The organism is Pseudomonas palmensis (assembly GCF_049942755.1).
Lineage (GTDB): Bacteria > Pseudomonadota > Gammaproteobacteria > Pseudomonadales > Pseudomonadaceae > Aquipseudomonas > Aquipseudomonas palmensis.
In genome coordinates this window covers 5,160,704-5,173,172 of the sequence record NZ_CP187958.1, presented here as the reverse complement: position 1 = coordinate 5,173,172, position 12,469 = coordinate 5,160,704, and the positions used below count along the sequence as shown (strand labels likewise).

Genomic DNA, 12,469 nt, shown 5'->3' with positions numbered 1-12,469 from the left:
CCGGGTAACGTCGTCAGGCCTCGTCATCCGTGGCGCTCCGGCTTTCGGCACCCGTTGCCAGCGACAGCCGCAGGCTGCGTGAGCCGGACGCAGAGGTATCGGCGTAATGGATCATCAAGGTGTGGTCGTTGCCATACGCGTCAACGAACAACAGCGGGCGCGGGCCACCTTGCTCTCGGGAGGACTGGCTATGAAACGGTATGTTGTTGCCCCCCTGAAGTACCACAACGACGCTCTGCGGGCGTATCCTTGACACGCTGGGCACTGGCCTGAAGTCGTCGCCCAGCTCGATCAGAGGGTTGTAGGACACCTCGCTGTGGCCCGGGGCGGCGTAGCCGACGTGGGAGGCCCGGGTGTCACTGGGCGAACGCACGGCCCACTGGATCATCCCGAAACCCGTAGGTTCCACGGCACGCAAGGCCACCCAGGTGCTCAGCACATATTCCCAGATGAAAAGATCGGAATTTCCCTCACCGCCTACCAGTTCCCGCTCAAAGCTGTAGTCGTCAAGGCCGAACACAGGGATGGGCTTTGTGCTGATATCGACGTGCTCGTCGAAACTGGTTTCGCTGCCGTCCGTGACGTAGAAGTACTCTTCAGCGCCCTGTATGCGGATGATGCCCGCCCAAAGGGTGACATTGGTGCCCGCAAGGGCACGGGAATGCACGTAGAACCGGCGGGTGTAGACGGCAAGTGCTTCGCCCTCTGAAGCTGCATGCGCGCTGGCCTGTGCTGACGTGCCTGGGTAGTAGTCGTAGGCGTTGCGTACCGTCCTGTAGAACCATTGGGCTTGCCCGTTATCCTCGCACTGCAGCGCAGTGTAGGTACCGTCATCGTTGCGTAGCAGCAGGCACACGCTGTCGAGCTCTTGCTGGGAGACGTCCTGATTGGTGCGTGGCTGTATTTCCACTACAACTTCCACCTGCTGGCGCAGATTCGGGTAAAGGTGTCCCGTTGGCGAGCCTAGTCTCATACGTATCTGCGACAGCCAACTCCCCAATGGTGGCGCAGCTCGCGAAGATGCAAGCGCCTCGAATGATCGGGGAGGCACCCCTTCAACGGTCAAGGTATACCCCCACGGTGCCTGGTTGCTTGCATTCGGGTCTTCGGAATGCAGGTGCACCGACAGATCGAAGCGGTTGCCATAGACATCCATGCCGTAGGTGTAGCTTTGCTGGAGTCTCTTCAGAACGACGTTGAAGTAGGCGATCATGCCCACCGCAATACAGATTGCGTCACGCGGTGATCTCAGGGGGCTGAGAAGGTCGTAGTAGGCCATCATCATTTCGGTTGAGCCCACGATCGTGGGGGTCGATGCCGTGCTGTTGGGGGCTCCGATGCAGGTTGCCTTGTTCAAGTGGAGCGACGATCCATAGGCGGGTTGTTGCATGCTGTGGATCTTCACGACATTGGCGGTTCGTGGGTTCTGCAATGTAACGTAGGTATTTTCGACACGTGCCGCACGCCCTCCGGCCTCTGAGGAGGCGCCCTGGAACACCACCACAGGCCTGGATACGACCAACCCGTGCCCTACCCTGTATTGCGTTGGTTCTACAGCCTCTATCTGAACGCTGCTATTGAAACGCCCTCCTTCGCCTTGGCCACCATACGGGACATCAAGATTGTTGGTCGTCCAGACTCTGCTTTGCACTCTGATCCTGGCTGCAAACTTGAACACCGTGCGCGCATCAACACTGGGGTCCAAATGCAGGTAGCGTACAAAGGTCTGATAGTCATTGCTGTCAGTATGTTTTTTTTTTGAAGTCTTGCCACTTCTGACGGTGCCTTCATCATAAGGCAGTATCCCGGTTTCGGGCGGCTGCGTCCCAGAAACCCACCCCCCGGGCGCGGTGGTGTACGGAATTATCTCGAGGCCGCCAACTGGTAACAGTACCACTTCGCCATACGAGTTACGGGCTTGTAAGGTTATGATCACTTTTGATTTTTGACGACCATTCGCGAACAGATGTGCTTTGGCATTCTGTTGTCCTCTGAACGCATCTGCCTCGATCAGAAAATAACTCAAGGTTGCAACTGCAGTGTCTGTAACGTGGGCCATGATGTCGCTTCCTGCGGTTGAGTGGAACGGGTTGCCGGGAGTGTGCTTTATCCATCGGCTGATACATAGACGCAGGACACCTTGCCCTCCAGCTTCCCATCCTTGAAGCCCTCGGAGATGATGCCCCGGGTTACCTCCTGGCCAATAGCGACATAATGGGCCTTTGAAACACTTATTTTTGCAGTCATCTGACCATAGATCGGATTGACGATTTTGTAGTGCGAATAGGACTCATCCGAATTACAGTGCCCGGCATTGTAAATGCCGAACCTTACGCCATCCCGAGGGTTTTCAACGGCGAAGTTATACATCTCGTCATTGTCGCAATCATTGTTGGCAAAGCGATGCATGCCGACGGTCATCTGGATAGTGCATCCCCCGCTGTTTTTTTTGTACAAATGCAACACTGAAATACCCTGTGGTGCAGGAGGAGGCGTTGTGGACTTATTCATGAAAAGGATGATGACCAGCGAGAGCACAATCATTATCACGAAAAGCGTGAAAGCAATAAGGGTGCGCGAAAAATGGAGGTTCATGAGGATGCCCTTTATCTGGCAGCGTGGCATTCAGAGTGTAAGATCACTGCCCTCCCGGTCAAGTTGCTAGTTAAACAAGTTCATGCTGAGCACCTGTGTTTTCAGACTGGTAATATTGCCAGTTGCAAGGCATGAAACGTGTATGGCAACACTGGGCACATCGAGTGAAAGTTACGCGTGCTGAACCCTCTGCCCAGGCTGGCACACTCATTCACTTGCAACAAAAGCCTTGACCGGCTCGCACCATGGCGTTACGTTCTCGCCCGCATTTTTGCAAGCCTGCACAGGAGTCCTGCATTGGACAGTTGCCCTAGTCGATTGCGACAGGTACAGCCGGCGAGCTAGTCCAGCAGACCCTTCTGCCACTGCTCGCCGAACACGGTGGTCAGTGGCGATCCGCATCCCTGGCGGGATGACGCATCTTCATTTCCCCTCCCCGCTTGACGCCCCTCATCGTGACGAGGTGTGTCGGCTGCTCGTACCCGTTGCCATCCCCGAAATCTTTACGCGCACAAGTGCGCTGACGCCGGCTGTCTGCCGGTGCCTTGAGGTGGTTCATGGATTGGAAAGTATTCTTGCTGCGCGTGGCTGTCGCGCTGGTACTGGGGGCGCTGATCGGCGCTGAACGTCAACTGCGTCAGCGCCTCACCGGGCTGCGCACCAATGCGCTGGTGAGCACCGGCGCCTGCCTGTTCGTGCTGGTGACCCAGGCCGTACCGGGCATGCTCCCGGCCGACGCTTCGCGGGTGGCGGCCTATGTGGTGTCGGGCATCGGTTTTCTGGGCGGCGGCGTAATCATGCGCGACGGCATGAACGTGCGCGGCCTGAACACCGCTGCCACGCTGTGGTGTACCGCCGCCGTCGGTGTGCTGTGCAGCCTGGGGTTACTGCTTGAGGCGAGCCTGGGCAGCCTGATGGTTCTATGCGCCAACATCCTGCTGCGTGACATCGCCCAGCGGCTGAACCAGCAGGATGTGTTACCGGCCAGCGAGGCCGAGCAGCGTTACGAGGTGCGCATCGTATGCCGCGCCGAAGACGAGATCCAGGTACGCAGCCTGATGCTGCACAGCTTTGGTAGCAGCGGCCTGCGCCTGCAATCACTGCACAGTGAAGACCTGCCCAACCCGGCCAAGCTGGAGGTGCGGGCCGAGTTGATGGGCGACCCGCAGGCGCCCTCGCAGCTCGAGCACCTGGCCAGCCGGGTGAGCCTTGAGAAAGGCGTCAGTTCGGTACGCTGGCAGGTATTCGAGCTGGCGTCGGACTGACCCGCTTCAGCAACTGGCGCGCCACTCGCGGATCTGTTCGTGGGTGGCCGTCACCCCGCCGCACACCACCACCAGCACCGACTGATATGCCTTGAGTGCCTCACTCGGTGCATAGGCCAGCGCCAGCGCTGCACCACAGGCCGGCTCCACCAGGATACGGTGGTCGAGCAGAAAACGTTCGCAGGCATCCAGCGCCTGAGCGTCAGTCACCACATGGCTGTGAATCGGCCGTTGCTGGCTGAGTTCGAAGGCCTGCTGGCATACCTGCTTGGCCCCCAGCGAGGTCGCCACGCTGGTCACTGCGGGCAGGGCCGTCGGGGCCTTGCTGGCCATCGCGGCAGCCAGCGAGGCGGCGCCGTCGGTCTCCACGGCAAATACCGGCACGTCAGCCCAGTCGTTACGTGCCAACCCCTCGCACACCCCGGCCAACAGGCCGCCCCCGCCCACCGAGAGCACGATCGCATCGGGCTTGAACCCACTGATGACCACCTCGTCGATCAGGCTGGCATGGCCTTGCCATAGCAGCGGATCGTCGAAGGGGTGGATGAAGGCCGCGTCGTCGGTGAGCAGCGATTGCGCATAGGCATTGGCCTCGTGCCAGGCGCTGCCGTGCACGATGACCTCGGCGTCCTCCTGGCGAATCAGCTGCCTGGCGCGTTCGGTGGTGGTTTGCGGCACCACCACGGTCACCGGCAAGCCCAGGCAGCGGCCCGCATAGGCCACCGCAATACCGGCGTTGCCCCCCGACGAGGACACGAAGCGGCGCTTGCCTTGCCTGGCATAGGCCTGGCAAGCCAGGCCCACGCCACGCAGCTTGAACGAGCCACAGGGCTGCAGGGCGTCGAGCTTGAGCCACACGTCCTGGCCGCTGGCCAGGCTGAGCGGGCGCGAAGGTACCAAAGGGGTTTCGAGATGCAGGGACATACCAGGCTCCAGGTCAGGCCAGTTCGACGATCGATTGAATTTCAACGCTTGCTCAGCGGTTGCGGATTTCATCGAGGTAGTTGTAGATGGTGTAGCGTGTCACCCCGAGTGCGGCGGCAGCTTTCTCGACGGCGCCCTTGACGATGAACAGTCCGCCATCGTGCATCTGGCGCACCGCCTCGAGCTTCTGCGCCTTGGCGATACGCCGGCCCTGGCTGCGTGCGTCGTGCAGGGCGGCATCGATGATCTGCGCCATCAACTGCTCGAGGTCGGGTTGGTTCTCGGTGGGCTCGCCGGGGGCTGCCCCGGTGCCGGGCAGCAGCTGTTCAAGGCACGCCTGGGCGGCGGCGATGCCACTGAAGTCGGTGTTCACGCACAGGCTGGCATAGGGCTCGCCCAAGGCGTCGCGGAACACCGCAGTGGCACTGCGCAGGGTCTTGCCGTCGCGGCCCAGGCTCGGGTAGTTGCCCACCACCACCGGGGTATGGCTGCCCTTGTCGCGCAGGGCCTGCAGCACCGCATTGAACCCCTGGTCTTCACGAGGCCCGGCCAGTACCGGGCTGCCGATCTGACGCCCACTGACATGCCCGTTGGCAATGGCAATCACCGAATGTTCCGGCCGGGTCAGGTCGTGCAGGACCACCTCGGTGGTGCGTCCCAGCACAGTGCCAAGCATCTGCACCGTTGCGTGCAGTACGCCCAGCACCAGCTGGCGTTCAGGGGTTGTATCGAGGGCCATCGAGCGCACCACAAGAAAAAACGAACCGAGAAAATATCAACATAAAGTTTAATTTTCAACGGTTCGTTAAAATCATCGCAGCACAAAATCGCGTGCTAGCCACCATCGGTATCGATATCGGCATCAGTGCGCGGCTTGCGCTCACGTTGTGGCTTGAAGTCAGGGCTGTAGGGGTTTTCCTTGTGAGGTTCGGGTGTATTGCTCTGCTCCTGCCCTCCTTCGTCCGGGCGTCCGGCATCCTGCAACGGCACCTCCACATCGCGTTCAGGCAGGCTCTTGCCATCGTCCGGGCGTTTCCAGGTTTGCGGCAGCGGTTGTGGCTGGTCTTCAGCAACGGGCTCGCGGTTGCGCGGGTCATGAATCATGCTTGGCGTCCTCCGGTACAGGTTCAGCGTCGTTCATCCGACAGTGGCGTCGGCTCGTCAGGTTCGGGCACTGACGGGTTGGTGTCGGGAATGCCCTCGACGTCGTTAGGGTGTTCGCGGCGATCGTCGTCGCCACGCACGTTCGGGTCAGTCACCGGGTCGTGTTCGCGTCGCGGGTCGTTGAGCGGGTCCTTCCACAGTGGGTCATCCTGCGGGCGTGGATCGATAGCCATGGCGGTCACCTCAGGTCGTGGTCCGACAAATGCGGGCCCTGCAGTTTTTCGAGGCCCCTGGACGTGGTAGGTGCCAGCCAGCCGATCAATGGTCAGGGGCCGCGTACCCGCCAGCGAAGGAAAAATATGCTCTGTGCCCCGCAAAATCCGCTGCAACCTGCGGGGCACGCAAGGCCAGCACGCGGTAAGGTAGGCAAAAACTACAACCTGAGGTGTTTGCGTGGCGTCCTATACCCTGCGTCAGCTTAGATATTTCGTCACCACGGTCGAATGCGGCAGCGTAGCCGAAGCCTCGCGCAAGCTGTACATCGCACAGCCATCGATATCCACGGCCATCAAGGGGCTCGAAGACGGGTTCGGCGTACAGTTGCTGATTCGGCATCATGCCCAGGGGGTTTCACTGACCCCGGGCGGTGCGCGGTTCTACCGCAAGGCTCAGGAACTGCTGCGCATGGCCCATGAGTTCGAGCAGAACGCCCTGGCGGACAACGACGTGGTGAGTGGGCAGATCGACATCGGCTGTTTCGAAACCGTCGCCCCACTCTATCTGCCGCGGCTGATCGCCGGGTTTCGCCAACGCTTTCCGGGCGTGGAAATTCGCCTGCGCGATGGCGAGCAGCAAGAGCTGGTACAGGGGCTGACGGCCGGCCGCTTCGACCTGGCGATCTTCTACCAGCATGACCTGGACAGCACCATCGAAACCGAGCCGCTGACCGCGCCGCAAAGGCCCTACGCCCTGCTGCCTGCTGGCCATCGCTTCGCCGGTCAAGCCCAGGTCTCGCTGCGCGACCTGGTACTTGAGCCGATGATCCTGCTGGACGTGCAACCCAGCCGTACCTATTTCGTGAGCATTTTCGAGGAACTGGGCCTGAACCCGAACATCGTGTTCGGCTCGCCCTCTATCGAGATGGTGCGCGGCATGGTCGGCCAGGGTTTCGGTTTCGCACTGCTGGTGACGCGGCCACGTTCCACCATCAGCTATGACGGCCAGCCACTGGTGTGCGTGGATATCGCCGAAGACGTGACCGGTTCGGCACTGGTGGCCGCCTGGCTCAAACGTGCGCAGCTGACCAAGCCTGCGCAGTTGTTCGTGGATTACTGCAAGGAGCAGTTCAGGCTGTGGCTGGCGTGAAAGCGGGCCGATCACTGCACGCTGTAACTGCGTCTGCCTGCCAAGTGCTTAGTTTCAGCAGGTATCAATAAAGCGACAACTCACGACCTGTGCTCGGCCGCAATAAAGTGCGGGCCTGCAACAACCTAGGGGTTGCAGTTGGCCTTGACCGCCGCCTCGTGGGACACATAAGGGCGATGCGGCTCGATGAACCAGGATGCTTTGGTTCGGTACGTGGTCAGCAGGCAGACGAACTGGCGACGCATGCTGTTGGTGTTGCTCCACTGCCGGTCACTGCCGGCCTTGTTCAGCAGCTCCTGGAACGCCAGGTCGGTCTGGTCTGCGGCAATAGTGCGGGTACAGGCGGAAGGCTTGATTTCCAGGCTCCACTGGTTGCCATTGATCGCGCCCCATTTCACCGAGTCTATGTAGCGCGGGCAGCGGCCTGGCACCGGTTTCGGAGGCACGACCCCGGTCGAACCTGTTTCGGCTTGATCGGCAACGATAAAGTCGAAGCGGAAGTGATCATTGATGTTGGCAGGTGGCGTCAGCCGCACAATGGGCACGATGATGCCGGTGTCGGCCCGAAACTCCTTCTGGTTGAGCCTGGCAGCGGCCAGCCCGTTCGGTACCCCTGCCGGCCAGTGGGCAGGCACACCCACTGGCATATAGAAGAATGCCTGGATGGGCAGGGTTCTGGCACGACCCGCCGGCCATGTCGTAACAACAAGTTCGTTCTGCTCGCTGAACCCTTCTGCGGCCAGTATGTTTTTCATCTGCAGCATGAGCATGAAGTAACCGGCACTGTTGGCAACGCCCCTGCGCATGTCGAAGCCGCATTGATTCAGCGGGCGGTACTTGGCGGGCTGGTACCAGATCCCGAGCCATTGTTGAGGCGTGGTGACGCCCTGGCTCTGGCATGGCCGGCTGTGTGGGTAAACAACTCCCTCGTAGACCATGGTGCCGCAGGGTGTGTTCCTGAACCAGTTCCAGCCATCCATGCTGTAGGCGCACTGCACCATCAGCAGGTCCTTGCCCGCTGGCCTGCGGTCCTGGGGATACATGATCAGACCGTCGTTGAATCCCCACGCCACTGATCTGAACCTTGCGTCGTAACGTATGTAGGAGAACGACGTTCCGCCACTTCTCGCCGAGGTCGGGCTAGGGTCCCAGATGCGAAATGCCCCGGGGTTCTGCGGCCGCTGGGTGACGCGCATCAGGACACCGCTGCATAGAAACGGCGGTTTGCCTGAATCACCGCAATGCGAGTTGCCTGCGCTGTAGTTGTACCTGAGGTCGGCTACGGTGGCATTGCCGTCCTCCAGCGAGCTGCGTGGTGAGCCAGGCGCCCACTGTGCCAACCCCGGCGCACTGGCTGCGACGCACCCCAGAAACATCAACACCTTTAACCTGTTCATGGTCCACTCCTTGTGCTGCAATGCTGAAACTGCCTGTCAACGTGGCGTCGGATTGCAACCGGCAGCCACCGATACGCGATGAGACACATCGGGTCGAAAAGGCTCCAGGTTCCAGGTTTTCTTGTAGCGGGCGGTGGCCAGGTGGCACACCAACTGACGACGCATGCCGCCCCCGTTGTCGAGGCGCCAGCGCCAGTCACTGCCGTAGCGCTTGTACAGTTCCGCGTAGGCGGCGTTGGTTTCGTCCTGGCGGATGCGTCGTCCGCAATAGGTAGGCGTGAGCTCCAGGGTCCAGGCGTTCTTGCGGATGCCTGGGTCGTAGCGGTAGCTCCACTGCCCCGACTCGAAGTAGCGCGTGCAACGTGCGCGCGCAGCGGCTTCGCCAGGCGAAGCGTCGACGGAGGAAAGCTCGCTGCTCGACGCCTGGGTGCCTGGCGCATGAGGCGTCGACTGCTGGCTCGGATGGATGCAGCCAGTCAGCAATACTGCTGCCAGCAAACAACAAGCTCTGGTCGCAAGATGGATGGGCATCACCGGCTCCTTTGGCAGGATTGCCCATGTCGATCACACTTCAGGGGTTGCCGTTGGCTGCCATTGCGGGCTGGTGACGCGCATACGGGCGGCGCGTCTTGATGTTCCAGGGGGGCTTGTTCGGTACGGACAGGCCGGGCCAGCGTATGTCGCAAGGTGTTCATGTCGCTCTCCCACTGTCTGCCCAACGGCAAGGCAAACAGTAACGGTGAGCAACACCAGCCCGCTACTGACAGAAGTATCAGTAGCGGGGGCTAAGGCCTGGGTGGGATATTGGCTCGAATCAGCGCGCCGCCCAGGCATTGAAGCGTTGTTCCAGCTCCTCGCCATGGTCAACCCAGAACGCCGCATCCACTGCTCGCGCCTGGGCCAGGTTGGCTTCGGCAGTGGGCAACTGCTTCTGTACTTCGGCTGGCAGCAAACCCAGGGTCTGCTTGTTTACCGGGCCATACGGAATGTTTTCCGAGAACACCTTCTGCGCCTGTGGCTGGCTGGCGAACGCAATGAAATCCTCGGCCAGTTTCTTGTTCGGCGTACCCTTCACCACCGCCCAGTATTCAGGGTCGAACAGGCTCTGCGGCCATACGATGCTCAGCTTCATGCCCTCCTTCTGCGCAGCCGCGATGCGCCCGTTGTACGCCGCGCTCATCACCACATCGCCGGCAATCAACCACTGCGCAGGTTGCGCCCCGGCTTCCCACCACTGGATGTTGGACTTGATCTGGTCCAGCTTGGCGAACGCGCGGCTCACCCCTTCAGGGGTGCCGAGCACCTTGTACAACTCATCGGGCTTGACGCCGTCGGCGAGCAAGGCGATCTCCAGGGTGTACTTGGCGCCCTTGCGCAGGCCGCGCTTGCCGGGGAAGTCCTTCACGTTCCAGAAGTCCGCCCATGAGGTCGGCCCCTTGGCCAGCTTGGCATGGTCGTAGGCCATCACCATCGACCATACATAGGTGGCCACGCCGCACTCGGTGAAGGTGCCGGGCACAAAATTGGCCTGGTCACCGAAACGTTGCGGGTCGAGTTTCTCGAACAGGCCTTCATCACAGCCGCGCAACAGCTCGGGGCTTTCGACCTCGACCACATCCCAGCTGGTGTGGCCGACGTCGACCATGGCCTTGATTTTCGACAGCTCGCCGTTGTACTCGCCTGCCACCACGGTGCCCGCACCGCTGGCATTGAATGGCTGGAAGTAGGCCTTTTCCTGTGCCTGCTTGGTGGCGCCGCCAAACGAGATGACGGTCAGGTTCTGCGGGGCGGCAAACACGGCACTGCTCAACAGGGCCAGGGCAAACGGAACGCTGCAACGCAAGGATCGGGTCATGGCTCACTTCCTCGACTAGGCCGGCACGCTCGTGCGCGCCGGCGGGGTTTTGTTAGGCGACCGCGGGTACGGTCGTCCTGCTCTACGGCAGTAAAAGGTGCAACGTTGGCCGGCTCGTATGCCGATCTGTGTGTTATGTCTCGCTCAAAAACGCCGCCAGACGCTCCATCAGCCGGTCACAACCAGCCAGCTGTTCGACGCTGACGTATTCGTCCGGCTTGTGTCCCTGGTCCATGCTGCCCGGCCCGCAGACCACCGCCGGTATGCCGGCCTGGTCGAACAGCCCGCCTTCGGTGCCAAAGGCCACCGTGCTGAAGGCATCGCTGCCGCACAGCCGGGCAATCAGCTGCGCCGCCGCGCTGTCCGGTGGCGTGGCAAGCCCCGGGTAGCTCGACAGTGCTTCGAAACGAATGCCGCTGTCGGCATTGACCGCCTGCATCGCCGGCACTACTTCGCGCGCGGCAAACGCCTGCAATTCATCGGCCACCGCTTGCGGGGCGAACGCCGGCAGCGCCCGCACCTCGAAATCGAAACGGCAATCGGCCGGCACGATGTTCAGCGCCGTGCCGCCCTGGATCGTGCCCACCTGCACGGTCGAAAATGCCGGGTCAAATCGTTCGTCGTGAAGCTCCGGCGCCGCCAGGCGCGTACCGATTGCGCCCAGCTGGCCGATCAGCCGCACCGCCTGCTCGATGGCGTTGACGCCATAGGGCGCGTAGGCCGAATGACAGGCCGCGCCGTGCACATGGCAGCGCATGGCCAGCTTGCCCTTGTGCCCGAGCACCGGCTTGAGTTCGGTGGGCTCGCCGATCAGGCACAGCGCCGGCATCGGGATACGCCGTGGCAACACCTCGAGCAGGCTGCGCACCCCCAGGCAACCCACCTCTTCGTCATACGAAAACGCCAGGTGCACCGGGCGGCGCAACGGGCTTGCCAGAAACAGCGGCACCGCCGCGAGCACCGAGGCCAGGTAGCCTTTCATGTCGGCAGTGCCCCGGCCGTACAGCTTGCCGTCCTGCTCGCTCAGGTCGAACGGCGGCACCGTCCAGGCCTGGCCGTCCACCGGCACCACATCAGTGTGTCCGGACAGCACCACGCCACCCTCCACACCCGGGCCGATGCTGGCCAGCAGGTTGGCCTTGGTGCGTTCGGCGTTGTAGATCAGCTCGCAGTCCACCCCCAGATCGTCCAGGTAATCGCGCACGAACTCGATCAGCGCCAGGTTCGAATCCCGGCTCACCGTGGCGAAGCCGACCAGCTGCGCCAGCAGGGTGCGGCTACGCCATTCACTCATCGCCGGGCACTCCGTAGCTGGGTGCCTGCGTCGGGTCCAGGGCGCGGGTCAGGTAGTCCTGCAACTGGGGTTCATAGGCGGTCCACAGTTTGTGCAGTTCGCCGATGGGATTCTCGTCGGCCCAGTCCACCCGCAGGTCGACGATCGGCCAGGTCAGATCGCCGACCACCGACAGTGCCGCCGAGTGCACCGCCCCGGCCTCGCCGCCTGCGGCCTGCCCCGCCTGCAATGCCGTGAGCAACCGGGCGGCCAGGCAGCCCTCGCTGCGCTCGAAGGCCTCGACCATGCGTTCGATCACCGCGCTGCTGGCCAGCAGGTTGCCGGCGGCCACGCATTGATCGCCTGCCACTGCATTGTGGGTGCCCAGTGCGTGGCTGCCACTGAAGAGTGCGGTGCGCCCCTGGGCATCCAACACCGCTACCTGACGGTACTGGCCATAGCCATTGCTCGACAGCGCCTGGTCCAGGGCCGTGGCGGGGGCCAGCCCGTCGGCCAGGCCATCGAGTATCTGCGGGCCCAGCGCCGGCAACGTGATGTTCTGGCTCGACACCGCGCCCACGCCGGCGCGCAGCCAGGGGCAACGCGCGCCCACGGCGATGCTCGACGAGCTGATGGCGATACCCAGCTGGCCGGTTTCGGCGCAGCGTCCGACGATAGAAAAAGTCATGTG

13 protein-coding genes are annotated in these 12,469 nt (G+C 62.0%); 2 read left to right on the top strand and 11 right to left on the bottom strand.

The genetic code is table 11. From position 1 onward, the window contains the following. Nucleotides 1-13 precede the first annotated feature (13 nt). Nucleotides 14-2,059 (bottom strand): hypothetical protein, encoded by a 2,046-nt coding sequence (locus ACPRTJ_RS24000; RefSeq protein WP_275732006.1) that lies wholly within the window; start codon nt 2,057-2,059, stop codon nt 14-16. A gap of 47 nt (nt 2,060-2,106) precedes the next feature. Then, the gene (locus ACPRTJ_RS23995) at nt 2,107-2,595 is read right to left on the bottom strand and encodes a hypothetical protein (protein WP_146095014.1); all 489 of its coding nucleotides are present in this window, start codon (nt 2,593-2,595) and stop codon (nt 2,107-2,109) included. Nucleotides 2,596-3,152: 557 nt separating this feature from the next. Here ACPRTJ_RS23995 and ACPRTJ_RS23990 point away from each other — a divergent pair. Then, the gene (locus ACPRTJ_RS23990; RefSeq protein WP_043862787.1) at nt 3,153-3,860 is read left to right on the top strand and encodes an MgtC/SapB family protein; all 708 of its coding nucleotides are present in this window, start codon (nt 3,153-3,155) and stop codon (nt 3,858-3,860) included. Nucleotides 3,861-3,866: 6 nt separating this feature from the next. Here the strand turns inward: ACPRTJ_RS23990 and ACPRTJ_RS23985 are convergent, their stop codons facing one another. From ACPRTJ_RS23985 to ACPRTJ_RS23970, 4 genes are all read right to left on the bottom strand, one after another. Beyond that, a complete protein-coding gene (locus tag ACPRTJ_RS23985) occupies nt 3,867-4,784 on the bottom strand; it encodes a pyridoxal-phosphate dependent enzyme (protein WP_054914512.1) in 918 nt (305 codons plus the stop codon). A 52-nt stretch (nt 4,785-4,836) separates the two neighbouring features. Beyond that, nucleotides 4,837-5,523 carry a helix-turn-helix transcriptional regulator gene (locus ACPRTJ_RS23980; RefSeq protein ID WP_054914513.1) on the bottom strand — a complete coding sequence of 229 codons (687 nt, stop codon included), beginning with the start codon at nt 5,521-5,523 and terminating at the stop codon, nt 4,837-4,839. Between the two features lie 95 nt (nt 5,524-5,618). Next, complete coding sequence (locus ACPRTJ_RS23975; protein WP_043862785.1) at nt 5,619-5,888, bottom strand: hypothetical protein; 270 nt, start codon at nt 5,886-5,888, stop codon at nt 5,619-5,621. Nucleotides 5,889-5,911: 23 nt separating this feature from the next. Beyond that, nucleotides 5,912-6,121 (bottom strand): hypothetical protein, encoded by a 210-nt coding sequence (locus tag ACPRTJ_RS23970; RefSeq protein WP_043862784.1) that lies wholly within the window; start codon nt 6,119-6,121, stop codon nt 5,912-5,914. A gap of 220 nt (nt 6,122-6,341) precedes the next feature. On the opposite strand from ACPRTJ_RS23970, the gene ACPRTJ_RS23965 reads away from it, so the two are divergent. Further along, nucleotides 6,342-7,253: a LysR substrate-binding domain-containing protein gene (locus ACPRTJ_RS23965; RefSeq protein WP_043862783.1), complete on the top strand. Its 912-nt coding sequence runs from the start codon at nt 6,342-6,344 to the stop codon at nt 7,251-7,253. A gap of 125 nt (nt 7,254-7,378) precedes the next feature. Here ACPRTJ_RS23965 and ACPRTJ_RS23960 read toward each other — a convergent pair whose 3' ends face one another. The 5 genes from ACPRTJ_RS23960 to ACPRTJ_RS23940 all read right to left on the bottom strand — a co-directional run bounded on the left by ACPRTJ_RS23960 (nt 7,379) and on the right by ACPRTJ_RS23940 (nt 12,466). Further along, nucleotides 7,379-8,650 carry a DUF2599 domain-containing protein gene (locus ACPRTJ_RS23960; RefSeq protein WP_123752679.1) on the bottom strand — a complete coding sequence of 424 codons (1,272 nt, stop codon included), beginning with the start codon at nt 8,648-8,650 and terminating at the stop codon, nt 7,379-7,381. Nucleotides 8,651-8,686: 36 nt separating this feature from the next. Continuing rightward, a complete protein-coding gene (locus tag ACPRTJ_RS23955; RefSeq protein ID WP_078480985.1) occupies nt 8,687-9,181 on the bottom strand; it encodes a DUF2599 domain-containing protein in 495 nt (164 codons plus the stop codon). 283 nt (nt 9,182-9,464) lie between these two features. Continuing rightward, on the bottom strand, nt 9,465-10,505 hold the full coding sequence (locus ACPRTJ_RS23950; RefSeq protein ID WP_043862780.1) for an ABC transporter substrate-binding protein: 1,041 nt from the start codon (nt 10,503-10,505) through the stop codon (nt 9,465-9,467). A gap of 133 nt (nt 10,506-10,638) precedes the next feature. Continuing rightward, nucleotides 10,639-11,799: an acetylornithine deacetylase gene (argE, locus tag ACPRTJ_RS23945; protein ID WP_426427388.1), complete on the bottom strand. Its 1,161-nt coding sequence runs from the start codon at nt 11,797-11,799 to the stop codon at nt 10,639-10,641. Continuing rightward, the gene (locus ACPRTJ_RS23940; protein WP_426427387.1) at nt 11,792-12,466 is read right to left on the bottom strand and encodes a DUF1028 domain-containing protein; all 675 of its coding nucleotides are present in this window, start codon (nt 12,464-12,466) and stop codon (nt 11,792-11,794) included. The genes argE and ACPRTJ_RS23940 overlap by 8 nt, the downstream gene beginning before the upstream one ends. Between the last annotated feature and the right edge of the window lie 3 nt (nt 12,467-12,469).

Bases quoted from the DNA above. Each gene is read 5' to 3' on its own strand.
- ACPRTJ_RS24000 (WP_275732006.1), bottom strand. From the start codon at position 2,059: ATGGCCCACGTTACAGACACTGCAGTTGCAACCTTGAGTTATTTTCTG.
- ACPRTJ_RS23995 (WP_146095014.1), bottom strand. From the start codon at position 2,595: ATGAACCTCCATTTTTCGCGCACCCTTATTGCTTTCACGCTTTTCGTG.
- ACPRTJ_RS23990 (WP_043862787.1), top strand. From the start codon at position 3,153: ATGGATTGGAAAGTATTCTTGCTGCGCGTGGCTGTCGCGCTGGTACTG.
- ACPRTJ_RS23985 (WP_054914512.1), bottom strand. From the start codon at position 4,784: ATGTCCCTGCATCTCGAAACCCCTTTGGTACCTTCGCGCCCGCTCAGC.
- ACPRTJ_RS23980 (WP_054914513.1), bottom strand. From the start codon at position 5,523: ATGGCCCTCGATACAACCCCTGAACGCCAGCTGGTGCTGGGCGTACTG.
- ACPRTJ_RS23975 (WP_043862785.1), bottom strand. From the start codon at position 5,888: ATGATTCATGACCCGCGCAACCGCGAGCCCGTTGCTGAAGACCAGCCA.
- ACPRTJ_RS23970 (WP_043862784.1), bottom strand. From the start codon at position 6,121: ATGGCTATCGATCCACGCCCGCAGGATGACCCACTGTGGAAGGACCCG.
- ACPRTJ_RS23960 (WP_123752679.1), bottom strand. From the start codon at position 8,650: ATGAACAGGTTAAAGGTGTTGATGTTTCTGGGGTGCGTCGCAGCCAGT.
- ACPRTJ_RS23955 (WP_078480985.1), bottom strand. From the start codon at position 9,181: ATGCCCATCCATCTTGCGACCAGAGCTTGTTGTTTGCTGGCAGCAGTA.
- ACPRTJ_RS23950 (WP_043862780.1), bottom strand. From the start codon at position 10,505: ATGACCCGATCCTTGCGTTGCAGCGTTCCGTTTGCCCTGGCCCTGTTG.
- argE (WP_426427388.1), bottom strand. From the start codon at position 11,799: ATGAGTGAATGGCGTAGCCGCACCCTGCTGGCGCAGCTGGTCGGCTTC.
- ACPRTJ_RS23940 (WP_426427387.1), bottom strand. From the start codon at position 12,466: ATGACTTTTTCTATCGTCGGACGCTGCGCCGAAACCGGCCAGCTGGGT.